Raw genomic sequence first — 25,077 nt, 5'->3', positions numbered from 1 at the left:
AGGGAACCCTATTCCCCAATAAGCAGCATAACATCTCTATTAGTTAACCCATCACCAATGTCTGATCGAGGTCATATGAACACTGAAGTAAAAGCAGCCGTGCAAACCTGGGCCAACAGCCTCAGCGATCTGGTACCCGTGCTCAAGGGCACCGATACCACCACAAAGATGAGCGACATCCGCGATGCCTACGCAAAAATGCTCGGGCAGAATCAGCCGCCGGCTGGCGTGAGGTTTGAAACAGTCGACATGGGCGGCGTGCCCGCTACGCTGGTGACTCCGGATGAGCTCAAGACCGACGCGGTGCTGATGTACATCCACGGTGGCGCCTACATCGTCGGTCGACCTGACGGCTACCACGGCATTGGCGGCAACTACGCAAAAATGCTTGGCGCACGGGTGTACATGCCGGATTACCGCCTCGCACCGGAGCATCAATTCCCCGCCCCCATCGATGACACTTTGCGCGCCTACGAGTGGTTGCTTGAGCAGAACATCGCCGCCAGCAAGATTGCCTTCGCAGGCGAGTCGGCGGGTGGCGCGATGGTGGTCAGCGTGATGGTCGCGGCAAAATCCAAAGGCTTGCCCTTGCCCGCAGTGGGTTCGTCCATCTCGCCATGGGCCAACCTCGAACACACCGGAGCCTCCATGAGCAATCGTGAAGGCCTTGATCCGCTGAACTCCAAGCCAGTGCTGGACATCCTCGCGCGAGCCTTTCTCGGCGACACCTTGGCCAACCATCCGCTGGCCTCGCCGGTGTTCGCCGACGTCACCGGGTTGCCACCGATTCTTGTGCAGATCGGCGAAAACGAACTGATGCTCAGTGACGCTATGCGTCTGGCCAGTCACCTGGCGGACAACCGCGTCCGGGTCAATCTTGAAGTGTGGCCTGGTATGTTTCACGCCTGGCATTTCTACGCGGCCATACTGGCCGAGGGGCACCAGGCGCTGGAGAGTTCGGTGCGGTTTATCGAGACGGGGTTGATTGGGGCTAATCGCTGATCAGACAGCATCCGCGGCTGATCGGGGGCACTTCTGGCTGTATTGCTCGGCGCCTTGGCGGTATGGTGGTTTGCCGTCCGCCGAGGAACCCTGAATGCCGAAAAAACCACCAGCCCCTGACAAAACCGCGAGCGCAGCCGACATCGAGCGTGCGATTCTGGCCTTGAACACAATGGCCGAGCGCCTGTGGGGCGACGGGCGTGAAGCCGAGGCCAAGGCGCTGCTCGATGCACTGGATGCGCTGAATCGCGCTCTTGACCGGATCCGCATCGGGGAAAGTCGCAGGGCCGTCACCCTGCACTGAACTCAGACCTGATAGAACTCCCGATACCACTGCACGAACGCTTGCACGCCCTGTTCGATCGGCACCTGCGGGCTGAAGTCGATGCAGCGTGACAGCGCCGACACGTCGGCCCAGGTCTTCACTACATCGCCCTTCTGCATCGGCAAATAACGGCGCTGCGCTTTCATGCCCAGTGCCTGCTCCAGACATTCGACGAAGCTCATCAGCGCCACCGGACTACCCCGGCCGATATTGAACAAGCGGTTGGTGCCGCGCTCGCCGCTGAGTGTGGGAGGTTTGTCGAGCAAGCGGAAAATCGCTTCGACGATGTCGTCGATATAGGTGAAATCCCGCGCCATTTCGCCTTGGTTGTAGATGTCGATGGCGCGCCCTTGCAGCATCGCCTCGGTGAATTTGAACAGCGCCATGTCCGGTCGGCCCCACGGGCCGTACACGGTAAAGAAACGCAGGCCGGTAGCCTGTAATCCGTAGAGATGGCAGTAGCTGTGCGCGAGCAGTTCGTTGGCGCGTTTAGTCGCGGCGTACAACGAAACCGGCTGATCGACCTGATCGCCTTCGCGAAACGGCATCCGGGTGTTGGCACCATAGACCGAGCTGCTGGAGGCGTAGATCAAGTGGGCCGGCGGATGATGCCGGCAGGCTTCGAGGACGTTGAGAAAGCCGACCAGATTCGATTGCGCGTAGGCGTCGGGATTGTCGAGGGAGTAGCGGACTCCGGCCTGCGCGGCGAGGTGAATGACCTGTTTGAATCGGCCCTCCACGAACAGCGCGGTCAATGCTGCCGGGTCGACGATGTCCAGCCGCTGGAAAGTGAAATTGGTCAGCGTTTGCAATCTGTGCAACCGCGCCTGTTTGAGTTTGACGTCGTAGTAAGGATTCAGATTATCGATGCCAACGACCGAAAATCCCTCGCGACTTAAACGCATGGCCGTGTGATAACCGATAAACCCTGCTGCCCCCGTTACCAGAACGCTCATGATTACCCCGATTTACCAGCTCGACTTTCAAGGGATGCGCATTGCCGGACATATCACAAGAGTCTGGCGGCAACTATTCATAGACGAGCCAAGTTGCTGAAGCCAGCGACATCCGACGCAAGGCATTTAATGACCGCACTTTTTGCGCAGCGAAAGATGTAAGATTGAAACTAATTTGCTATCACAGCCGCCATCTAATCGCAACGACTTCAATAACTCGGAAAAGTTTAAAAAATCCGACGAATAGATTTCGACCATAAAGATCAATGATTTACGAAACATGGCCATTATCAGCGGATGAAAGGCAGTCTTTTTGACTGTTATTAATTGACAGCTAGCAAAGACTGGCCGATAACTAATCCCTGCCCGATGAGCTCGCGCCGATGCGCACTTTCCCGCTCTCTGGCTACTTATGTAATTGGATCCTGAAGGTCGCAACTGCGAACCGTGCGGTAGCTTTGCCTAAACAAAAGCCGCCGGATCGTTATAGCCAAGACGGCCACGGATATAACAACAACCCACCTAAGTTGATTCATTTTTGAAACACTTCTTCTGCCAATAAACATTGATGCATCTGGCTCGGCACTTTGCCTTGATCAGCCTACTACCTACTAGCAAGCATGACGGCTCGTCCCACGTTATCGGCCGCCTTGCTTAAACGATCGCTATGTATGGAGTACTCCAGCATGCTAACGGTTTGCCGCAACGGTTCTAACTGGTATTTATTGCAGTGCAAGCCCCGCCAGGATGAACGGGCACAACTCAATCTGCAGCAACAGAACTATTCGACCTTTCGGCCGCAGCTGATGAGCGAGCGCAGTATTCGTGGCAAACGCCAACGAACCCTGGAATCGCTGTTCCCCGGCTACGTGTTCATTCAATTGAGCCGAGACGATAATTGGGCGCCGATTCGCTCGACCCGCGGCGTCAGTCGCATCGTCGAATTCAACCATGTGCCGGCCCGGGTCGATGAAGACGTGATCGCACAATTGCGTGAACGCAGCCAGGAGTCGATCGGTTTTCCCGCCGAGCCGACGCTCAAGCCTGGCGAACCTTTGCAGATCGTCCAGGGCCCACTGTCCCCGCTCGAGGGTGTGTTCCTGTCCATGCAGGGCGATGAGCGCGTGATGATCCTGCTCAATTTCCTCAACCGCCAACAGCACGTCAGCGTTCCGCTGAGTTACCTCGAACGCCAGCGACAATAGTCCGGATCCGCTTCGCCCTGACACCGACCCCCTCTATCAGGAGCGTGATCCATGGCTCTGAAGCCTCGCTGTTCCCTGGTTTTAGTCGTCGCCTGCTGCGCACCCGAAGCTGCCTGGAGCGTTGAGCCGCAAGCGATCAATGTCTACGGCTTCGATTTCACCCCGACCTTCGCCTTGTCGGAAAGCTACGACGACAACTTTCGTGAAGTCGAACATGACATCGAGTCAACCATGGTCACCCGCCTGGCGCCGGCCTTCGAGCTCAAGGCCGAGGATCGCAACAGCGCCACGCGGGTGATCTGGGAGCCGACCCGCTACATCTATCACAGCGCCTCGGACGCTTCGAACACCGCCCAGCGTCTGCGCGCCGACAGCATCATGGAGTTCACCGACCGGCATCGGCTGAAACTCGAAGCCGAGGCGCGCAAATACGAGCGCACCACCTCGACCGCCGTCGACGGCATCAACGACAAGATCGAAAGCAAGCGCGTCGGCGGCGTCTACACCTTCGGCGCGCGCAGCGCGCTGAACCAGATCGACCTCGGCGCCAGCTACGCCCAACTGCGCTATGACAACGCCGACGGCATCAACGATGACAAGGAACGCAACACCAGCAACCTTACCACCACCTGGTATCACCGCCTCGGCAGCAAGACCCGCGGCCTGCTCGAATACGACCACACGCGCTTCGACTACCTGCAATCGAACAGCCCGCGCAGCAGTCGCTCCGATGCGGTGCTGGCCGGGGCCGAATGGGACATGACCGCAAAAACCACCGGCAAATTGCGCGTCGGCTACGAGCGCAAGAACTTCGACCAGAGCGGCTCCGACGATCTGAGCAACCCGACCTGGCAAGTGGATCTGGCGTGGAAACCGCGCACCTACTCGACGTTTACCTTCCTCGCCCGCCAGGCCATGGCCGAAGGCGACGACGGCTCCGACGCGGTGAAAGCCACCTTCACCCAGGTCGGCTGGCGCCACGGCTGGACCGAACGCATCACCAGCGTTGCCGAAGTCGGCATGGGCCATTACGTCTACGAAGGCCAGGACCGCAGCGACGATCTGCAGGATTACAAACTCGGCGTGATTTACGAGATGCGCCGCTGGCTGGACGTCGAACTCGCCTATCGGCACCGCGACAACGACTCCGATGCCGACAACGAAAGCTTCACCCGCAACGTCTTCCAGATCACTTTCGACGTCAGTCTGTAGGAGGGTTGGGCCATGCACTCGCGCCTGATTTTACTGTTGTTGCTGCTCTGGACAGTGCCCACGGTCGAGGCGGCGGACAGCAACGCCGATTACCGCCTTGCTGCCGGCGATGTATTGCGCATCACGGTGTTCGGCGAGCCGGAACTGAGCTTCAAGAAGATCCGCCTCAACGACGCTGGCACCTTCTCCTACCCGTTTCTCGGCGAAATCGTCGCCAAGGGGCTGACGCCCAATCAGGTCGAACAGAAGATCGTCGACGGCCTCAAGCAAGGCTATCTGGTCGATCCGAAAGTCAGCCTCAGCCAGATCGAATACCGCCCGTTCTACATCAATGGCGAAGTGCAAAAGCCCGGCAGCTACCCCTTCCAGCCCGGCCTGACCCTGGAAAAAGCCATTGCCTTGGGTGGCGGCCTGACCGAACGCGCCTCAATGAAACGCGTGACGATCCTGCGCGGCAGCGGCGGCCCGCCGGTCACTGAAAACATCTCGCGCACCACCGTCATCGCCCCCGGCGACACCATTTCCATTGCACAAGGCTTTTTCTGATCATGGACAACAGCCCAAGCACCTACCTCGAACGTCCGCTTCAGAGCCACTCGCAAACGCAAGCGGCCGATGAGTCGGACACCCTTGATCTGCTGCACCTGTGGCGCGTGATCTGGTCAGCGAAGTGGAACATCGCCTGGCTGGTGCTGCTCAGTTGCGCGCTGGCCGTGGCGGCGCTGTCGTTCATCACGCCGCAGTACGTCGGCAGTGCGACGTTGCTGATCAAGGACAAGACGCCGCCCGTCATGAGTTTTCAGCAAGCCGCTGAAGCCGGAGGCGCCACCACCACCGATTACCTGCAGACCCAGCAAGCCCTGCTGCAATCGCGGGAACTGGCCGAGCGCGCCGTGCGCAAACTCGGCCTGACTACGAATCCGATCACCGATCCGCGCCAGCAGGCGCAGAGCTGGTTCACCCCGCGCCAATGGCTGGCCGATCTCAACCGCGACCAATGGCTGCCATGGCTGGATCTGCTGCCGCCACCGAAGCCGCCAGCGACGGAAGAACAGGTATTCAACGACGTCACGCAGAACCTGATGTTGCACACCAGCGTCAAGTTTGTCGGCAAAAGCCAGTTGCTGGAAATCGACGTCGAACTGCCCGACCCGGCCCTCGCTGCGGCGGTGGCCAATGCCCTTGCCCAAGGCTTCATCGACAGCCAGCAGGACACCAGCCTCAAGTCTTCGCAAAACAACACCAGCTGGATGAACACCCGCCTGGTCGAGTTGCGCGACAACCTGCGCGTGGCCGAAAACAAGTTGCAGGGGTATCGCGAAGAACAGGGTCTGGTCGATGTCGACGGTGTCGCGACGATCAGTGCCAACGAACTGCAAATGACCGGCAACCGCATGATCGATGCACGCCGCGATCGCGCCGAAGCGGAGAGCCAGTTCCGTCAGGCGCAGTCCTTGAGCAACGGCGACATCAGCCGTTTGTCCAGCGTGCCGGCGGTGCTGAGCAACCCGCTGATTCAGCAGTTCCAGGCCGACCTGGCCAAGGCCCAGGCCAAAGTCGAGGAGTTGTCGGGCCGCTACGGGCCCAAGCACCCGGCACTGATATCCGCCCGTTCCGAACAACGCACGGCGGCCAACAGCCTGCGCCTGCAGGTGCAGCAAGTGGTCGCCGGCATCGAACGCCAATATCAACTGGCGGTGGCCAGCGAGGACGCGTTGCGCAAATCCTTCAACAGCAACAAGGCGCAGATTCAGGACATTTCGCGCAAGGAATTCCAGCTGCGCGAATTCCAGCGGGAAGTCGACAGCACCCGCGCGCTGTATGAAACCTTCGTCACTCGTCTCAAGGAAACCGCCGCCACCTCGGACATGGATTCGGCCAAGGCGCGCATCGTCGACCCGGCGATCGCCCCGCTGGAAGCCAGCAAACCGCGCAAGAACCTGATTCTCGCGATCGTTGCGCTGGTCGCTGCGGTGGTTGGCGTCGCCCTCGCCTTCCTCTTCGATACGCTGAGCAACACCTTCAAGACCGACGACACCGTCGAGAGCCTGCTCAATGTGCCGCTGCTCAGCGTGGTGCCGCTGGTGATGAAGAAGAGCCGTCGACAATTGGCGCGGCTGTTCGAAGACAACGATCACCCGCGCTTCTGCGAAACCATCCGCAACCTGCGCACCTGGCTGATGCTGCAAAACAACGAACGCCCGGCGCAGGTGGTGCTGGTCACGTCCTCGGTGTCCGGCGAAGGCAAGAGCACCATCGCCAACAATCTCGCTTCGTCGCTGGCGCCGCTGGAACGGGTGCTGCTGATCGATGCCGACATGCGGCAGCCGACGCTGTCGCTGAACTTCGATTTCCCGCCAGAGAGCCCCGGCCTCGCCAACCTCATGGCCGGCACCGCGCGGCTGGAAGACTGCATTCGCAGCGTCGGCAATCTCGACATGCTTCCGGCCGGCTGCCTGGCGCCGTCGATGCTGGATCCGTTCGACGCACCACGACTGAAAGCCTCGAGCAGTTCGAGCATTGCCGTGGCCCCCGCGCAGGATTTGCTCAGTTCGCCACGCCTTGGCCGGTTGTTGCAGATTCTCAAATCGCGCTACCGGCACATCATCATCGATTCGCCGCCAGCGGAAATCGTCAGCGACGCGCTGTTGCTGGCGCAGCATTCCGACGCGGTGATCTACGTGGTCAAGGCGCAGAGCACGCCGGTCGGCCAGGTGCGCAAAAGCATTGCCGTGTTGCAGCAGAGCCAGGCGCCCGTATTCGGCGTGGTGCTCAATCAGGTCGATCTGCGCAAGGCGCGCAAGTACGGCCATGGCCATTCCCGTTCCTTCTACGACTACGACTTCGCCCCGCGCTGATCCTCCGGGCCGTGCCGCCCGGCAGCAGCCATCCCTTCCCTGTTCGATGAATCGGAGATCGTGCCGATGACCTCGCAATATTCCGCGCAAATGGCACAGCGTCGCGGCCTCACTTTCTGGGGGCAATGGTTGTGCGCAATGACCCTGGTCAACCTTTTGCTAATGGTGCTGGTGCACTGGCGAATCGGCGCCTTGCCCAGTGAATACCGGCTGCTGATCATCCTCACCGTGCTCGGCTCGATGCCGGTCTACAGCCTCGTCCAGGTCTATCACAAGCGTCATGGCCTGCTGGTCGGGCTCGGACGCTTGCTCGCCGGCTGGCTGATTCTGCTCGGGCTGCTGATGAGCATCGCCTTCGTCACCCAGACCAGCGCGTTGTTTTCCCGGCAGGTGGTGATTGTCTGGGCGGTGGTGGGGTTTCTTGCTCAGGCGGCGACGTTTCTGCCGCTGCATCTGTTCGTGCGCATGTACACCAAGATGATCTGCAACGAGCGCCGCGCGGTGATCATCGGCACCTGCCCGACCGCCCATGAGCTGGCACGTAAACTCCTCGACCCGGATCGCGCGCTGCTGCTCGGTTTCGTCGCGGCGAAAGCCGACAGCGGCCCGGCGCCAAGCATTCTGCCGCTGCTCGGCGAGGTCGAAGACATCCGAGAAATCATCACCCGCTTGCAGGCGCGGCGGGTGTACATCGTGCTGCCGATGGCCGAGGCGGCGACCATCGAAGCGTTGTACATCAACCTGCTCGACATGAACGTCGACGTGGTGTGGATTCCGGATCTGGGCAGCATGGTGTTGCTCAATCATTCGATCTCCGAGATCGAGCGGATGCCGGCGATCTACCTCAACGAAAGCCTGCTCACCTCGCACCCCGGCAGCCTGTTCTGCAAGGACCTGTTCGAACGCAGCGTCGCGGCGATGGCACTGATGCTGCTCAGCCCGCTGCTGCTCGGGGTGGCCATCGCGGTCAAGCTGACGTCGCCGGGGCCCGTGCTATTCAAGCAGAACCGCCATGGCTGCGACGGCGAAGTGATTCGCGTGTGGAAGTTTCGCTCGATGCGCGTGCACGACGATCAGCAAGTGCGCCAGGCCACCCGCGACGATGACCGCGTCACGCCGCTGGGACGCTTTCTGCGGCGCAGCTCCATCGACGAACTGCCGCAACTGTTCAACGTGCTGTTCGGGCACATGGCGCTGGTCGGGCCGCGCCCGCACGCAGTCACCCACAACATCTATTACACCGGCAAGGTCCGCGCCTACATGGCGCGGCATCGGCTCAAGCCTGGCATCACCGGTCTGGCGCAGATCACCGGGCACCGCGGCGAAACCGAGACCGTGGAAAAGATGCAGCGCCGGGTCGCCCAGGACCTCAATTACATCAATCAATGGTCGCTGTGGCTGGACATCAAGATCCTGCTGAAGACGCCCTTCACCCTGTTCTCGAAAAACATCTACTGACTGCGGCCAGCGCTCTGGCCCACCCCACCGCGCATGAGGTTTTCCCATGAATGTGAGTGTATTCGGTATCGGTTATGTCGGACTGGTCCAGGGCGCCGCGCTGGCCGAGGTCGGCCACAACGTGCTGTGTGTGGATGTCGACGCGGCCAAGGTGCAGGCCTTGAACGACGGCAGCCTGCCCATTTACGAACCGGGGCTGAAAAGCCTGGTGCGGGAAAACCATCACAGCGGTCGCCTGCAATTCGGCAGTGATCTGGCCGCTGCGGTAAAGCACGGCGACGTGTTGTTGATCGCCGTTGGTACCCCACCGGACGAGGACGGTTCGGCGGATCTCAAACATGTGCTGAGCGTCGCCCGTACCATCGGCGAGCACCTGCGCGGCGAGCAGATCATCGTCGACAAATCCACGGTGCCCGTGGGTACGGCGGATCGGGTGCGCGAGTGCATCAACGCCATCCTCGCCGAAAGCGGCCGCGCTGCGCTGACCTTCGACGTGGTGTCCAACCCGGAATTCCTCAAGGAAGGCTGCGCGGTCGACGACTGCATGCGCCCGGACCGAATCATCATCGGCACCGACAGCCCCCGCGCCGAAGCGGTGATGCGCGAGCTGTACGAACCGTTCAATCGCAACCGCGAAAAGATCATCGTCATGGACGTGCGCAGCGCCGAGCTGACCAAGTATGCCGCCAACTGCATGCTGGCGACCAAGATCAGCTTCATGAACGAGATGGCCGGGCTTGCCGAAAAGCTTGGCGCAGACATTGAAATGGTCCGCCACGGCATCGGTTCGGATCCGCGCATCGGCTACCAGTTCATCTATCCCGGCATCGGTTACGGCGGTTCGTGTTTTCCCAAGGATGTGCGTGCGCTGATCCATGCCGCCCACGGCGTCGACATCGATGCGCGCCTGCTCAGGGCGGTGGAGTCGCGCAACAATGAGCAGAAAAGCACGCTGTTCCACAAGATTGCCGATCACTTCAACGGTGCCCTTGAAGGCAAAACCTTTGCCCTCTGGGGCCTGAGTTTCAAGCCCAACACCGACGACATGCGCGAAGCCCCCAGCCGCGTGTTGATGGAGGCCTTGTGGCGTGCTGGCGCCAGCGTGCAGGCGTTCGACCCGAAAGCCATGGAGCAGGCGCAGCAGCTTTACGGCCCGCGCGACGACCTGACCCTGGCCGGGACCAAAGAGGCGGCGCTGAAAAATGCCGACGCGCTGGTGATCGTCACCGAGTGGCAATCGTTTCGCGCGCCGGACTTCGAATTGCTCGCCCGCCAGCTGAAAAACCCGCTGATCTTCGATGGCCGCAACCTGTTCGATCCGCAACGCCTCAGCGCGCGCGGCTTCACCTACATCAGCGTCGGCCGGCCGACCTGCGCCGCCGAAGCACAGGATCTCGCGTCATGATCCGCCTGGAATTGCTGGATCGTTATTCGCCGGCGCTGCTGGAATCGAACCGGGCGTTCTCCTTTCTCAACTTCGCCTCGATCGGCAGTTTCATCCGCCAACCGCCGCCGTCGCTGGCATATTTCTGCGACGGCATGCTGATGTCCGGGTTCATGTCGCGCATTACCGGGCGCGCAGTGGAGCGGGTCAGTTTCGATTTCACCTCGATTGCCGATCCGGTGTTGCGCGAGTCCGAGCAGCGCGGCAAACGCGTCTATGTGGTGGGCGCGCGGCAGGCGGAGCTTGATCGTTTCGTGGAAAAGCTCGGCACGCAGTACCCGCGCCTGCAGCTGGTTGGCGCGCACAACGGTTACTTCGACGCCGAGCAAGGCGCGGCGCTGCAGGCTGACATCCGTCGGCAGCGGACCAACCTGCTGTTGGTCGGCCTCGGCGCCGGGCTGCAGGAACGTTTTGTCCTCGATGCGTTGCGCGGGGGCTTCAGCGGCGTGGCGTTCACCTGCGGCGGTTTCATTCGTCAGGAGGCGAATGCCAGCGAGCGCTACTACCCCGACGCCATCAACCGCCTGCACCTGCGCGCCTTCTACCGCATGTACCGCGAGCCGCACACGATCAAGCGTTACCTGCTCGACTACCCGAGCAATGCCCTGCGCCTGACCGAACTGATTCTGCGCCAGCAAGTGGCGATCAATGTCACCGCCCCATGAGGATTGTGCCGATGCATATTCTGTTCACGCTCAAGGATTACCAGACTGGCGGCGGCGTCGAGTGCGTGCAGCAACGCCTCGCAGAGCAGTTCCTGGCGGACGGCCGGCGGGTGAGTTTTTTCGTCATGAACGGCGACTCGCCCAACGTCGACGGCGCGCCAAGCCTTGCCGGTGGTGGCGGCGGCCTCGCTGGCTGGCTGAAATCGATCGTGCTGCTGCGCCGCTTGATTCTTCGCGAAGGCGTGACGCATCTGATCGGCGCCAAGGAGCAGGCCAATCTCTGCACCTGGTTCGCCACCTTGGGCAGTCCGTGCCAAGTCATCTACACCCGCCACGCCGCACTGGATTGCGCCGAACAGAACACCGGGCGCGCCAGCCTGCGCCTGTTGTACGCGCTGTATCTGTGCGGCAGCGGCAAGGTGGTCGCGGTGTCCCACGGTTTGCGCCAGTCGCTTGCCGGGTTGATGCCGTGGGGCCAGCCGCGCATCCGTTATTGCCCGAACGCGGTGATCAGCGAGCAACTGTTGCATGCGGCACAAGCGCCGTTGCCCGGTGGTGTGCCCCATCATTACTGGCTGGGGATCGGCCGACTGGTGGAAACCAAGGGCTTCGATCTGTTGCTCGAAGCCTATGCGCTGGCAGCGCAACAGCGCACGCTGCCCTATCTGGTGATTGCCGGCGACGGCCCGTTGCGCGCAGAGCTTGAAGCGCAGGCGCAACGACTGGGCATCGAACGTCTGGTGCATTTCACCGGGCATCTGCGCAATCCCTATCCGCTGATTCGCCATGCGCAGCGGTTGGTGCTCAGCTCATTGCACGAAGGTTTGCCGACGGTGCTGGTCGAGGCGCTGGCGCTGGGCACGGCGGTGATTTCCAGCGATTGCGGCAGCGGGCCGCGGGAGTTGCTCGACGACGGACGCCTCGGGCGCTTGGTCAAGGTCAACGATGTGCCGGCCCTGGCCGAGGCGCTGCTCGACAGTCTGGCCAGCCGCGAACCCGCGACACCGGCCCGACGCTCGGTCAGCGAAGCGATCCAGCCCTATACCAGCCAGTACGCCGCTCAGGCTTATTACCAGGTGTGGAACCGATGAAAAAACTGCTGATCATCCTCCAGGACCTCGGCGCCGGCGGCGCTGAAAAAATGATGGTGCGCCTCGCCGGGGCCTTGGTTGAAGCCGGCAACGAAGTCACGTTGCTGATGCTCACCGGTGCCGGCATCAATCAACCGGCGCTCGACCCACGGGTCAGGCAAGTGCTGCTCGACAGTCCGCGCAGCGCGGCGGCGGTGCCGGCGCTGACGCGTTTTTTGCGCAGCAATCAATACGACGCGCAACTGGCCGCCCTCACCCATGTCAACGTCGTGGCGATTGCCGCGGCTGTGCTGTCCGGGACTTTGGCGCGGCTGCATGTCAGCGAGCGCAATGCCTTCTCGCGGGACAAGCACGTCAACCCGGCGCTGTCGGTGAAGCTCGCCTACTGGCTGGCGCCGTGGCTGTACCGGCTGATTCCCAACCCGGTGATCTGCGTGTCGCAAGGCGTTGCCGAAGATCTGGTCGACACCACCATCGCCCGTCCGCGCGATGTGACCACCGCCGACAACCCGGTGCTTGACAACGATTTTCGCGACAAACCTGCCGCCGCGCCCAGCCATCCCTGGCTCAAGGACAAAACCACCCCGGTGATCGTCGCCGTGGGTCGGCTGGCGCAGCAAAAAGGTTTCGACACCCTGATCGACGCCTTCGCCCGCCTGCCGCAAGGCGATGCGCGGCTGATCATCTTCGGCGAAGGCGCCCTGCGCGGCGAACTGCTGGCCCAAGCGACAGCGCTCGGCGTTGCACAGCGTTGTGATCTGCCGGGTTACGCCAATGATCCAATCGCCGAGATCGCTCGGGCAGATTGCTTTGTCTTGTCGTCGCGTTTCGAGGGCAGCCCCAACGCCTTGGTCGAAGCCTTGTCCACCGGCACCCCGGTAGTGGCAACGCGCTGCCCGTATGGCCCGCAGGAAATTCTCGCCGACGGCGCCGTCGCGCCCTTGGTCGAGGTCGACGACCCGGGCGCTCTCGCCGCCGCGATCAGCGCACAAATGTCCGCGCCGCGCGCCCTGCATCGCCAGCGTCGCATCGATGCTGCCGCGCGTTTTGTCAGCGCTCGCGCGGTGCAGACCTACCTCAAGGCGTTACTCGGGAGGCGCTGAGATGAACCGCCTGCAAGTGCGCTATTCGACGCTGGCCGACGCCTTCACCTTGTTTGGCGTGCTGTTCTATACGCAAGTGATCGGCTTCTTTCTGCGCCTGGGCAATGTCAGCACGCTGGACGATGCGCAGCAGGATCTGGAAGGCAATCTGGCCAATCAGGTCTGCGGCTTGCTGACCTTGCTGGTGCCGCTGTTCTTTTTCATCCGCCACAAGGTTTTTCTCAGCAAGAGCTTCTACCGGCAGAACCTGTTTTTGCTGGTGTTCCTCGGTTGCGTGGCGGCGTCGATCAGTTGGTCGAGCGAGCCGATGCTCAGCTTCAAGCGTTTCGTCGCGCTGCTCAGCGTAGTGTTCTTCGCCGGTTTCATTGCCTGGCGCTACAGCATCGAGCGGATCGCTTTTCTGTTCGGTTGCGTGATCGGTGCGGCGGCGCTGGTCGGCTTGATCTTCGCCGTGATTCGCCCGGACATCGCCTTCATTTCCGGTGGCATCCGTGACGGTGCCTTTCGCGGCGTGTTCGCGGAAAAGAACGCCGGCGCACGCCTGAACGCCATCGCGATCCTGTTGCTGCTGCCGATGATCCGCCAACGCAACCCGCTGGCAATCCTCTACGGGCTGTTCGCGCTGATCGCCATTGGCCTGGCGCAGTCGGCCACGGCGATTGCGCTGATCGTCGCCGGCACCGCCAGTTACGCCTACTTCATCACGCTGATCCGCTTGCGCATCAACCGCTCACTGCTGGCCTTCACCGCCGCGACGCTGGTGTTCTTCCTCTTGTGTGGGGTGCTTTACGCCAACTACGCCATGCTGCTGGAACTGGTCGGCCGCGACCCGTCACTCACTGACCGCACGTTGATCTGGGAGCTGTTGCAGCCGCTGATCGATGCGCAATTTCTCAAGGGCTACGGCTTCGGCGCGTTCTGGGCCAGCGCCGATGCCGATGCTTTCATTACCCGCTGGGGCTACATCGGCAATGCCCACAGCGGCTACGTCGAAACCCTGCTCAACGGCGGCCTGATTCAGTTGATTGCCCTGCTGCTGATGTTTGCCCAGACGCTGAGCAAGCGTTATCGGGCGATCACGGCGGATCAGTCGGCGCGCTATCAGGCCTGTGCGCTGGTGATCATCGGCCTGTTCGTGGTCACCAATTACGTCGCCTATGTGATCCCCAACTACCGTTCGGGCGAGTTCCTGATTTTCTGCGTGCTCAGCCTGACCTTCCGCCACCACCTCGTCGTCCGTACGCAGCCGCTGCCAGTCGCCAGCGCTCGGCCGATGCGCACCACTTTCAGGGAGCAACGCCCATGCTGAATGATCCCTCGGCCGTCACCGTGTGCGTGGTGATCCCGCTGTACAACGCCGCCGCCAGCATCCAACGCACGCTGGACTCGGTGAGTGCACAAACCCGCCTGCCGGACAAAGTCATCGTCGTCGATGACGGTTCCAGCGATGCCGGGCCAGAGATCGTCAAGCAGTACGCCGCGCCCTTTCCCATCGTGCTGTTGCAGCAGCCCAATCAAGGCCCGGCCAGTGCGCGCAATCGCGGCGTGTTCAGTGCCGAGGAAACCTTTATCGCCTTCCTAGATGCCGATGACCGCTGGCATCCCGAGAAACTGCAAAAACAACTGACCCTGCACGCCGAACTCACCCAACAGGGGCGCAAGGTCGGTCTGATCGATTGTTTTCAGATGAGCGAATTCAGTGACGGCAAACGCCAGTTGGAGGACCGCTGCAAACACGGCGACCACTTTGCCGATTTCATGCGCGAAAACATCATCAACGGCACCTCCGGCGTACTCGCCCTGCGCGAAATCATCGTCGCCATTGGCGGCTTCGATCAGAGCCTGCGCTTCGCCGAGGATCGTCTGCTGTGGACGCGCATCGCGGAAATCAGCGAGATCCACAGCGTGCCGCAGATCCTCCACTGGCGCGCCGTCAACGCCGCCAACATCACCGCGCAACCGCACAAGTATTACCCGCACAAGCTGCGCTTCATTCAGCTGTACTTGGCACGCTACGGCTCCCGGCTGAACAAGCAGCAGCGGATCTATTTCGTCCTCGCCAATCACGCGGAGTTTCTCAATGCGTTTTCCCGGCGCGGCGATCACCCACGGGTCATCGAGGTGTTCCGGCAGATGCTCGGACATTCGTGGCAGACGCTGTTTTTCTCCCAGGGCAAACCGACCCTGCGCTACCTATACGCCTGCTTGAAAAGCCTGGGCAACAGCCGCTGAGTGTCGGGGATCGCGCCATGGCCAACCGTCGCCTGATGACCCTCGTATGGATTTTCACCGAGAAGTTCGGCCTGATTTTCCTGTCGATGATTACCTTTGTCGTCTACGCGCATTTGCTGACGCCGACCGAGCTGGGCATCGGCACGCTGATCATCGCCGTGGTCGAAGTGGTGGGCATTCTGTTCTCGTCGATGCTCGAAGACCCGCTGGTGCGCCTGCAGCGGATGGAAGACAAACACATCAGCAGCGTGTTCTGGTTTGCGGTGCTGGTCAGTCTGTTGTCGATTGCGTTGATCTCGTTGGCGGTGGTGCTGTATACGCCGTCCACCGCGTTGCGCTGGATGACCGCCGTGGCCTCGGTGAAAATCCTCTTCACCCTGATGGCCCGGGTGTATGTGGCACAGATGCGCCGCAGCGGCAATTTCAAGCTGCTGGCCTCGCGCACCTTGCTCGGCAAAGTGGCTGGCGGGGTTGGCGGCGTGGCTGTTGCGCTGCTGGGTTTCGGCCCGTGGGCGGTGGTCGCGCAGGCGCTGATCATGGACGGCATTTCCACGCTGGTGCTGATGCGCAGCGAGCGTCGGCGCATTCCCTTGCTGATCGACCGCCAGGTGTTGGGCGAACTGCTGCGCGCCGGGCTCCCGGTCTGCGTCAACGTCATGAGTTCGCAAACCCTACAACGCGGCGTCAACTTGATTCTCGGCCTGACTGCCGGGGCGCACGCGGTGGGCATGTTCAACCTGGCGATGCGCATCATCGACCTGCCGCGCTCGGCGATCTACAACGGCTTGATGAGTTATGCCCTGCCGGTGTTCGCCCGGCGCAGTGCCGAACCGGCGCGGCTGATCGGCGTCATCGGCGACTCCACGGCAATCAGCGGCTTCGTGCTGACCCCGCTGTTTTTCGGCATCGCCCTGACCGCCGAAGACATCATCCTGCTGATCTTCGGCGCGAAATGGGCCGACGCGATTCCCTTGCTGCAAGTGCTCGCCGGCACGGCGGCGCTGGGCAATCTGGCGCTGTATGCGACCACTGCGCTGGTGGCGGTCAATCGCACGCATCTGACGCTCAAGGCCGAAGTCGCCACCACCCTGCTCGCGCTGGCGCTGGTGTATCTGCTCGGGGCGAGCTACGGCGGCATGGCGGCGGCGCTGGCATTGCTGCTACGCATGCTGCTGATCACGCCATTGCAGGTGCGCGGCCTGCACGCCGCCATCGGTTACGACTGGCGCAGCTTCTTCCAGTCCAGTTACCGCAGCCTGCTTGCCTCTGTCGTAATGGTCGTCGTGGTGATGTGGCTGTCGCGGCAGACCGGCCTGTCCGGTTATGCGCACCTGGCCGGCGACATCGCCATCGGCACGCTGACCTACGCCTTGTCCTACAGCCTGCTGCACCCGCGCTGGCCGCAAGAATTCAAGTTGGTGTTCACCGCCCGCTGAGCCGGATTTCCTCGCAATGGAGCACGTCGTCATGCGCAAAACCACGTTGATCACGGGCGGTGCCGGCTACATCGGTTCGCACACGGCATTGCAGTTGATCGAGTCCGGACACTCGGTTCTGATCCTCGACAACCTGTGCAACAGCAGCCGCGAGGCCATCACACGGCTCGAGCTGTTGAGTCATTCGCACATCGATTTCATCGAAGGCGATATCCGCGACGCGGCGTTGCTGGAGGAGATTTTCAGCACTTACGCGATCGACGCGGTGCTGCATTTCGCCGGGCTCAAAGCGGTCGCGCAAAGCATGCGTCGACCGATGGATTACTACGCCAACAACGTGGTCGGCACGCTGAACCTGTGTCAGGCGATGGCCCGCGCCCACGTGTTCAATCTGGTGTTCAGTTCATCGGCGACGGTGTACGGCGAGCCGGCCCGCATGCCGATCGTCGAAGATCACGGCACCGGCAAACCGGCCAATCCTTACGGGCGCTCGAAGCTGGTGATCGAAGAGTTGCTCAGCGACCTAGCCGTCGCCGACGCGCGCTGGAACATTGCCGTGCTGCGCTACTTCAACCCGATAGGCGCGCACGAGAGCGGGCTGATCGGCGAGGCGCCCAACGGTCGGCCGAACAACCTGCTGCCGTGCCTGACCGAGGTTGCCAGCGGCCAGCGCGCGGCGTTGACCGTTTATGGCAACGACTATCCGACCGTCGACGGCACCTGCATTCGCGATTACATCCATGTGCTGGATCTGGCTGCTGGTCATCTCAAGGCACTGCAGGTTTTGCAGGGCGACGAGCATGGCCTGCACGTTTGGAATCTCGGCACCGGCACCGGCTACAGCGTGTTGCAGATCATCAGCGCCTTCGAAGACGTCACCGGTCTGCGTATCCCCTACCGCTTCGCCCCGCGCCGCGCCGGTGATGTCGCCGAATGCCGCGCCGATGCAAGCAAGGCCGGGCGCGAACTGGGCTGGCGCGCGCAACGCGAGCTGACACAAATGCTCATCGACAGCTGGCGCTGGCAGACCAGCAACCCATGGGGCTACCGCCCGCAACCGGCGCCGCTGCTGGCGGTGGGCACGTAATAACGCCGCCAACTCACGTTAGGGACGACTCATGAACAGATCACGATGCATGCTGTTTGTCTTGCTGCTGCTGAGCGTTGGCGCCGAGGCCAATATTCCAGGACCGGTCACTGAAGGCCTGGTGTTGTGGCTGGACGGCAATGACCCGGCCGCGATGACACTGGAGGGGCAAAACCAGGTCGTGCGCTGGCTGGATAAATCCGGCAAGGGCAATGACGTCACCGTCGACAACCGCGCGGCGACGACCTTGCCGACGCGGGTCGACAACGCCCTCAACGGCCACGGCGTTGTGCGTTTCAGCGGCACGGCGGCGTTCATGGGCCAGGCGATTCGCACAAGCAAAGGCCCGGTGACGGTCTTCGTCGTCTCGCGACGTCTGCCCGAGCAGGCCGGCGGCAAGGCCTGGCAGCGACTGTTCAGCTCTCGCCCGCAACTGGCGGACAACGATAACGTCGCGCCGAATTTCGGCATCAGCGTGCAGCAGACCAGCGCCTACGAACCGGCGCTGGCGTTGCTGGAAACCAGTGACGTGCCGATCGGCCCGTTCGCGGTGGCGCGCAACGTAGTCGGCACCTCGGAAATCCTGCGCGGCGACATCGCCGAAGTGCTGGTGTATGACCGTCAATTCAGCAACCAGGACGAACGCCGTAGTGTGTTCGACTACCTGGCGCAAAAATGGGCAGTCGTGGTTCCGCAGCAGGCCGATGCTTGGACCCGGGTTGGCCCGTTAGGCCCGACCCCGACGCACGTTACCCCCGATCTGCCGTTGTCGGATCAGGCCAATGCCGGCGGCTGGAAGCTCGATACGCGGCTGTCCGACGAATTCAATGGCAGCACGCTCGACGCCGAACGCTGGCACGTCAACAACGCCACCGGCACCGACTCCCTCGGGCGCAAACCGGCGCTGTTTTTGCCAGAGAACGCCAAGGTCGGCAGCGGCAATCTGAACATCACTTTCCGCAAGCAGACCCTCCCGGAGAAATACGTCGCCTTGGGCTACAAGGACTACAGCTCGGCGATGGTGCGCACCCATGAACGGGGGATGTACGGCTATTACGAAGCCCGGGCGAAGCCGATGAACTCTGCCGGCTCCAGTGCGTTCTGGCTGGCGTGGACCGGGCTGCCGGAGAACGCCACGGAAATCGACATCTTCGAAATCGGCGGCAAAACCCGCAACGAAGCGTTCGACCGCCGGTACAACATGAATGCCCATGTCTGGGCCAGACCGCAGAATGATCAACACCTGAGTTCCGGCAGCACCTGGAATGCCCCTTGGCGGCTGGCCAGTACCTTTCATGTCTACGGTTTCGACTGGCAACCCGAGACCTTGCGCTGGTACGTCGACGGCGTATTGGTCCGGGAGGCGAAGAACACCTATTGGCACTTCCCCATGCAAATCGTTTTCGACAGCGAAGCGATGTGGCACTGGTTCGGGGTGGTCGACGATGCTGACCTGCCGTCGGTGTTTCGCATTGATTACGTCAGGGTCTGGACACGCTCAGCGCAATAGGCCCGCGTTCAACGGTTGTGCACCATCGCCTGCATCTGCCACAGCGTGCGGAACCGTCCCTGACTTTCGCGCAACTCTTGCGGCGTGCCGTCCTGCACGATCTCGCCGTCCTCCAGCACCAGCACCCGGTCGAAATTGGCGATGGTCGAGAGGCGGTGCGCCACCGCGAGGACTGTCCTGCCGCGCATCAGGTTGCTCAGCGCACGCTGGATGATCGCTTCCGAATCGGAATCCAGTGCCGAGGTCGCCTCGTCGAGAATCAGGATCGGTGCATCCTTCAGAAACGCCCGCGCGAGCCCCAGACGCTGGCGCTGGCCACCGGACAAGGTCACTCCACGCTCACCGACCGGGGTGTGATAACCCTGCGGTAGCGCCTGGACGAATTCGTCGCAAAACGCCTGCTGCGCCGCTGCGATGATCTGCTGCTCGGTGGCATGGGGCTGACCGTAGCCGATGTTTTCCAGAATGCTGCGATTGAACAGCGTCGGCTCTTGCGGCACCACGGCGATCTGTCGGCGTAAACTGTCCTGGCTGACCGAGCGGATGTCGCGGTCGTCGATCAGGATGACCCCGCTGCGCACGTCATCCAGGCGTTGCAGCAAACCGAGCAACGTCGATTTTCCCGAGCCCGAAGTGCCGGCAATGCCGACGCTTTGTCCCGCCGGGATATCCAGGAAAAAATGCTCGAAGACCTTACGCCCGTCCGGGTAGGCGTAACTGACATCGAGCATCTTGATATGCCCACGGGTCGGTGCCAGTTCTTCCGCGGTGTCGCTGAGTTCGTGGGGCTGGGCGACGATGCCCAGCGTCTCGCTGATGACACCCATCTGCTGGCTGGTTTCCACCAGGGCCAGCGCTAGTTCGCGCGAACCGTGCAGGATGCGAAAGGTCAACGCGCTGACCATCACCACATCGCCCGCCGTGATCTGTCCCGCTCGCCAGAGCAGGATCGCCCAGCCGAGCATGCCGCCCGCCATCACGGTCAGGCAGATGTCGTGCAGCACCCGCGCCTTTTCCATGTACATCCAGCTGCTGCGGTGCGAATCGGCTTCGATGCCGATCTCGCGCTCCAGGCGCAGACGCTCGCGTTGCCGCCCGGAGAACGCCTTGATCGTCCAGACATTGGACACCAGATCGACAATCTCGCCACCGACCCGCGCCGACTGCGAAGCAAAAGCAATGTGCCGGCTGCGGCCGCGCACGCCGAACACGGTGATCAGCGCGGCGACCACGATCACGCAGCCGACCAGGGCCAGTGCCATGGCCCCGTGCACCGCCAACAGCAAAGCCACGGCACCGATGAAATCCACGCACGGCGGCACGATGCGCCAGGTCAACCCGCCATAGACCTTGTCGGCAGCAGCGCCGATCGCCGAGACGCGATTGGCCAGCGAGCCGGAGAAGTGCCGCTTGAAATAGCGCATCGGGTGGCCGGTCAGGTGATGAAACAGGTCCACGCGCAAATCGGCGCAACTGCCGACGATAGTGTGGCAGCCGACCCAGCCGCCGAGGCGCCACAGCAGGTTTTCCATCACGATCAACGCCATGAACAGGCCAAACGCGTGCCAGACCTGGTCCGCCGCCGACCCGGCGGCCATGGCATCGACCAGCAGTTTCATGCCGTACTGCACCACCACCGCACAGCACGCCGCGCCCATCACCAGTGCGACCATGGCGATGAAGTGCGCCGGACGAATTCTGATGTAGCGCCATAAGAAGGCAGCGGCCGACGCCGGCAAGGGCTCATCGCGCATTTGCTGGAAGTTCATCTCCCGCGCCCCTCAATGTGCCCGCCATTGACCCTGCGCAAACAGGCGGCGACCCGCTCGGGCACCTGCGCCAGCTCGACGTGCAGCGGGTGAAACGCCGCGCGCTCGCCCTCGCCATCGGGGTAGCCGAACACGCCGGTGGGGCAATACCGGCCGTTATCCCAGCCCGGGTAATCGAGAAACGGGTACCAGCAGATCCCCTGCACCGGCACACCGCGTTCGAGGGCCAGCAGCGTCTGCTCAAGGATGTAAGCCAGCCACGGCAGGCGTTCTTCATCTTCGGCCCCGGTTTCGGCGATCAGTATTGGCCGCTGATAACGCTGGTGCAGTTCCTTGAGCATGCCCGACAACGGTCGGAAGTCGCGCTCGCCGCGAAGGATGCGCCGGCCGTGGTAATACCACTGGTTATGCGCATAGAAATTGGCACCGATGATATCCAGGTAATGTTCCTGCCCGCCCAGGCCGGGCCATTCACGGCCAGTGAGCAGATCCCACGCCTGAAATTGCGACAGCCGATAGGCTTCGGCCGCTTCGATATCGTCGCTGCGCCTGGAGCCGGCGAGCACATGGATCAACGGATCGCACTGGACGAACCGAGCATGAGGCGCCTGTTCGCGAATCGCTTCGATCGCAGCGATGCTCGCCCGCACCAGTTGATGCTTGAGTTCCTGCGCGCGCCCGCGTGCGGTCGGGTTGAAGTACGCGACCTCGCCCCCCGCCCAACTCCAGAATGAAATCTCATTGATCGGCGAGTAGAACGGCACGCTGACGCCCTCGTCCATCATCACCGTCGCTGCAGCAGCGGCGAAACGGGCAAAACGCTCGACGAATGCCGGGCGCCAGAAATCCAGGTCATCCGGATAACCGTAATGGCACAGGTCCCAGACCACTTGCACCTGCTGCGCTTGCGCGGCTTTGAGCATCGGCACGAAGCTGCTCCAGTCATAGCGACCGGGGCTGCGTTCGATCAGGTGCCAGCGCAAGCCGTCGCGGGCACAACGAATGTTCAACCCGCTCAGTCGCTGGTAATCCTTGTCCACCCAGCGCGCGTGTCCGGTGTCGGCCAGCAGATCCAGGCGCCGACCATCCTGGCGGCGCTGACTGGAACATTCGAAACCGGCCATGACGAAGCTGCTGAAGATCGAATGAGCGCCTGTGCCGGGCTCGGGTTCGTCGCCTTTCGGCTGCGCGGTCATGAAGCATCGGTCTCGGTTGCGGCAGTGGCGGGTGCCTGCGCCGCTTGAATATCCCGATACAAGGCCAGCGCCTGCCCCACCACCTGATCCATGTTGTAGTACTTGTAGGTGCCCAGCCGCCCAAGGAACGTGACGTTCGGCGTCTGCTCGGCGAGTGCGCGGTAGCGTTTGTAGAGTTCGGCATTTTCCGCCCGGGGCACCGGGTAATACGGGTCGCCGTCGTCACAGGGATATTCGTAAGTAATGCTGGTGCACGGGTGCGTTTGCCCGGTCAGGTGTTTGTATTCAGTGATGCGGGTGTACGGCACGTCCGGGTGCGGATAATTCACCACCGCTACCGGCTGATAGTGCTCCTGCTCGAGTGTCTGGTGCTCGAAACGCAAGGATCGATACGGCAAGTGGCCCAGCTGGAAATCGAAGTATTCGTCGATCGGGCCGCAGTAGATCAGATGCTCGTACTTCACCTCGTCGCGCACAGCCTTGAAATCCGTACTGAGCAACAGATCGATGTTCGGGTGATCGAGCATGCGTTCGAACATTTTCGTGTAGCCGGCCGTGGGCATGATCTGGAAGGTGTCGCCGAAATAGCGGTCGTCTTCGCTGGTCCGCGTCGGAATGCGCGAAGTCACCGATTTATCCAGCGCCGACGGATCCAGCCCCCACTGCTTGCGCGTGTAGCCACGAAAGAATTTCTCGTAGAGTTCACGGCCGATCTGATTGACCACCACATCTTCAGAAGTGCGAATGGTCGCCACCGGTTCGGCGCGCTCGGCGAGGAACAACTCGGCTTCCTCGGAGGTCATCGACAAGCCGTAGAGCCTGTTCAGCGTGGTCAGATTGATCGGAATCGGCAGCAATTGGCCGTCGACCTGAGCAAGGACGCGATGCTCGTAAGGTCGCCATTCAGTGAAGCGCGACAGGTAGTCGACAATGCGCTGGGCATTGGTGTGAAAGATGTGCGGACCGTAACGATGCACCATCACGCCGGCGGCGTCGTAGTGATCGTAGGCATTGCCGGCGATGTGCTGGCGCCGGTCGATCAGCATTACCCGACGGCCCAATCCTTCAGCCAGACGCTCGGCGATGACACTACCGGCGAACCCGGCACCGACGATCAGGTAGTCGTAGGATGGGCAGGACTTTGCGCGCTCCAGGCTTATCGTAGGCATTCGATCTGCTCCTGCATGAAGCGACTGGTGTTGTCCCACGACATGCCGGCGATGGCGGCATCGGCGCACTGCAGAAATTCCGGCGTGCCTTTGAGTGCCAAAGCTTGTTCGATCGCCTCGACAAAAGCCTCGGCAGTGGCGGCAATGAACACCGCGCCGCTCTCGCCGTAGCCGCTGACCACGTCGTGAATCGGCGTCGACACCACCGGGCAGCCACCGGCCAGATATTCCGGGGTCTTGGTCGGGCTGATGTAGCGCGTGGACGCATTGAGGGCGAACGGCATCAGCGCGACGTCCCAACCCGCCAGGTAATCCGGCAGTTCGGTGTATTGCTTCGAACCCAGATAATGAATGTTCGACCGTTGCGGCAGGGTTTGCGGGTCGATCTTCACCACCGGCCCGATCAGCACGATCTGCCAGTCAGGGCGCATCGTCGCCACGCGATCCATTAATTCGATATCAAAGCGTTCGTCGATCACGCCGAAAAAGCCCAGGCGTGGCCGCGCGATCGCTGCCTGATCCGGCGGTTCCGGCAATGCCTGCCGCGCCGCCGCAAAATGGGCGATGTCGACGCTGCTCGGCACCGGATAGGCATTGCCGTGCTGGCGCTGCTTGACCTCCCACAGGCTGTAGCCACCGGTGAACACCACATCGGCGCGGGCCAGCAGTTGCTGCTCCATATCGATCAATTGCGCGGGCGCGCCCATGAACGCCGACAGTTCATCCATGCAGTCATAGACGGTGACGCGAGCGTCGAGGTGCTCGGTAAACAGCAAGCTCATCGGCGTGAGGTACCACAGCAGCAGATCGCCCTGAACGCGGCCGGCGAGGTGTTCATCGAGCAATTGCCGCTGCGCCTGAGCAATCGCCACGCCACTCATGCCGATGGGCAACTGCGGCACCGCGACCTCAATCCCTGCTGCTGGATTCGAAAGTTCGAGTCTGGGCGTGGCGTCTGCGATAAATACCGGTTCCTCGAAAAACACCACGTCGTAGTGTTTCGCCAATCGCGACATGACGTGCTGCGGCCGCTGATAGACAAAGCCCCAGCGCAAATGCGACAGGCACACCAGCGTGGGCCGCACCTGAAGGGATGTTTCGAGAGCATTCTGCGCACTCGCCAGTGCGAGCGCCTCGGGTTGTTCTGCAAGGTTCATGGCGAAAATTCCTCATCGGGGAAAACAAGTCGACACAGTGCCGAGCCACCGGGCCGTCTCACTTGTCGGCACTGCAAGTGCAGGGCATTTCTCGATGAGGCCGTAAGGCTCTTGAAGGTTGGAATAGCGGCGTTCACACGTCGTTCAGCCCAACCTTGGGCGCAGCCGATGAACTGCACATACCGGCTGGCAAACGAAGTTG

General features: G+C 61.9%; 21 protein-coding genes. 16 read left to right on the top strand and 5 right to left on the bottom strand.

Features of this window, described 5'->3' with window-relative positions:
* The first annotated feature begins 75 nt into the window (after positions 1-75).
* On the top strand, positions 76-1,002 hold the full coding sequence (locus tag QRN33_RS16010; protein WP_285409348.1) for an alpha/beta hydrolase: 927 nt from the start codon (positions 76-78) through the stop codon (positions 1,000-1,002).
* Between the two features lie 94 nt (positions 1,003-1,096).
* On the top strand, positions 1,097-1,306 hold the full coding sequence (locus tag QRN33_RS16005; protein WP_064361723.1) for a hypothetical protein: 210 nt from the start codon (positions 1,097-1,099) through the stop codon (positions 1,304-1,306).
* A gap of 2 nt (positions 1,307-1,308) precedes the next feature.
* Here QRN33_RS16005 and QRN33_RS16000 read toward each other — a convergent pair whose 3' ends face one another.
* On the bottom strand, positions 1,309-2,283 hold the full coding sequence (locus tag QRN33_RS16000) for an NAD-dependent epimerase (protein WP_285409347.1): 975 nt from the start codon (positions 2,281-2,283) through the stop codon (positions 1,309-1,311).
* A gap of 686 nt (positions 2,284-2,969) precedes the next feature.
* On the opposite strand from QRN33_RS16000, the gene rfaH reads away from it, so the two are divergent.
* The 14 genes from rfaH to QRN33_RS15930 all read left to right on the top strand — a co-directional run bounded on the left by rfaH (position 2,970) and on the right by QRN33_RS15930 (position 19,584).
* Complete coding sequence (gene rfaH, locus QRN33_RS15995; protein WP_056785643.1) at positions 2,970-3,488, top strand: transcription/translation regulatory transformer protein RfaH; 519 nt, start codon at positions 2,970-2,972, stop codon at positions 3,486-3,488.
* Between the two features lie 51 nt (positions 3,489-3,539).
* Entirely contained in the window at positions 3,540-4,700 is a 1,161-nt protein-coding gene (locus QRN33_RS15990; RefSeq protein WP_285409346.1) for an outer membrane beta-barrel protein, read from the top strand.
* A gap of 12 nt (positions 4,701-4,712) precedes the next feature.
* Positions 4,713-5,246, top strand: a complete 534-nt coding sequence (locus tag QRN33_RS15985; RefSeq protein WP_042609790.1) for a polysaccharide biosynthesis/export family protein — start codon at positions 4,713-4,715, stop codon at positions 5,244-5,246.
* Positions 5,247-5,248: 2 nt separating this feature from the next.
* Positions 5,249-7,558: a GumC family protein gene (locus tag QRN33_RS15980; protein WP_285409345.1), complete on the top strand. Its 2,310-nt coding sequence runs from the start codon at positions 5,249-5,251 to the stop codon at positions 7,556-7,558.
* 66 nt (positions 7,559-7,624) lie between these two features.
* Entirely contained in the window at positions 7,625-9,016 is a 1,392-nt protein-coding gene (locus tag QRN33_RS15975) for an undecaprenyl-phosphate glucose phosphotransferase (RefSeq protein WP_064361728.1), read from the top strand.
* A 46-nt stretch (positions 9,017-9,062) separates the two neighbouring features.
* Positions 9,063-10,421 carry a UDP-glucose dehydrogenase family protein gene (locus QRN33_RS15970; RefSeq protein WP_285409344.1) on the top strand — a complete coding sequence of 453 codons (1,359 nt, stop codon included), beginning with the start codon at positions 9,063-9,065 and terminating at the stop codon, positions 10,419-10,421.
* Positions 10,418-11,125, top strand: a complete 708-nt coding sequence (locus tag QRN33_RS15965; protein ID WP_065617238.1) for a WecB/TagA/CpsF family glycosyltransferase — start codon at positions 10,418-10,420, stop codon at positions 11,123-11,125. The genes QRN33_RS15970 and QRN33_RS15965 overlap by 4 nt, the downstream gene beginning before the upstream one ends.
* An 11-nt stretch (positions 11,126-11,136) precedes the next feature.
* Positions 11,137-12,216 (top strand): glycosyltransferase, encoded by a 1,080-nt coding sequence (locus tag QRN33_RS15960; protein ID WP_285409343.1) that lies wholly within the window; start codon positions 11,137-11,139, stop codon positions 12,214-12,216.
* Positions 12,213-13,319, top strand: coding sequence for a glycosyltransferase (locus tag QRN33_RS15955; RefSeq protein WP_285409342.1), 1,107 nt, complete (start codon positions 12,213-12,215; stop codon positions 13,317-13,319). Before QRN33_RS15960 ends, QRN33_RS15955 begins: the two co-directional genes overlap by 4 nt.
* Before the next feature lies 1 nt (position 13,320).
* Positions 13,321-14,628, top strand: coding sequence for an O-antigen ligase family protein (locus QRN33_RS15950; RefSeq protein WP_281921227.1), 1,308 nt, complete (start codon positions 13,321-13,323; stop codon positions 14,626-14,628).
* Positions 14,622-15,551, top strand: a complete 930-nt coding sequence (locus QRN33_RS15945) for a glycosyltransferase family 2 protein (protein WP_285409341.1) — start codon at positions 14,622-14,624, stop codon at positions 15,549-15,551. The genes QRN33_RS15950 and QRN33_RS15945 overlap by 7 nt, the downstream gene beginning before the upstream one ends.
* Before the next feature lie 17 nt (positions 15,552-15,568).
* Positions 15,569-16,987: an oligosaccharide flippase family protein gene (locus QRN33_RS15940; protein WP_285409340.1), complete on the top strand. Its 1,419-nt coding sequence runs from the start codon at positions 15,569-15,571 to the stop codon at positions 16,985-16,987.
* Positions 16,988-17,018: 31 nt separating this feature from the next.
* On the top strand, positions 17,019-18,074 hold the full coding sequence (gene galE, locus QRN33_RS15935) for a UDP-glucose 4-epimerase GalE (protein ID WP_285409373.1): 1,056 nt from the start codon (positions 17,019-17,021) through the stop codon (positions 18,072-18,074).
* 31 nt (positions 18,075-18,105) lie between these two features.
* Positions 18,106-19,584 (top strand): family 16 glycosylhydrolase, encoded by a 1,479-nt coding sequence (locus QRN33_RS15930; RefSeq protein ID WP_285409339.1) that lies wholly within the window; start codon positions 18,106-18,108, stop codon positions 19,582-19,584.
* 8 nt (positions 19,585-19,592) lie between these two features.
* On the opposite strand, the gene QRN33_RS15925 is transcribed toward QRN33_RS15930, so the two are convergent.
* From QRN33_RS15925 to QRN33_RS15910, 4 genes are read right to left on the bottom strand one after another with little or no spacing between them, the layout of a single operon-like run.
* Positions 19,593-21,353: an ABC transporter ATP-binding protein gene (locus QRN33_RS15925; RefSeq protein WP_285409338.1), complete on the bottom strand. Its 1,761-nt coding sequence runs from the start codon at positions 21,351-21,353 to the stop codon at positions 19,593-19,595.
* Entirely contained in the window at positions 21,350-22,549 is a 1,200-nt protein-coding gene (locus QRN33_RS15920) for a glycoside hydrolase family 1 protein (RefSeq protein ID WP_123418327.1), read from the bottom strand. Before QRN33_RS15920 ends, QRN33_RS15925 begins: the two co-directional genes overlap by 4 nt.
* Positions 22,546-23,718: a UDP-galactopyranose mutase gene (gene glf / locus QRN33_RS15915; RefSeq protein WP_285409337.1), complete on the bottom strand. Its 1,173-nt coding sequence runs from the start codon at positions 23,716-23,718 to the stop codon at positions 22,546-22,548. The genes QRN33_RS15920 and glf overlap by 4 nt, the downstream gene beginning before the upstream one ends.
* Positions 23,706-24,875 (bottom strand): glycosyltransferase family 1 protein, encoded by a 1,170-nt coding sequence (locus QRN33_RS15910; protein WP_285409336.1) that lies wholly within the window; start codon positions 24,873-24,875, stop codon positions 23,706-23,708. The genes glf and QRN33_RS15910 overlap by 13 nt, the downstream gene beginning before the upstream one ends.
* Positions 24,876-25,077 lie beyond the last annotated feature (202 nt).

It is taken from the genome of Pseudomonas sp. FR229a, from assembly GCF_030209115.1.
Lineage (GTDB): Bacteria > Pseudomonadota > Gammaproteobacteria > Pseudomonadales > Pseudomonadaceae > Aquipseudomonas > Aquipseudomonas moraviensis_A.
Note: the sequence above shows the minus strand (reverse complement) of the source record. Positions and strands in the feature narration are given on the sequence as shown.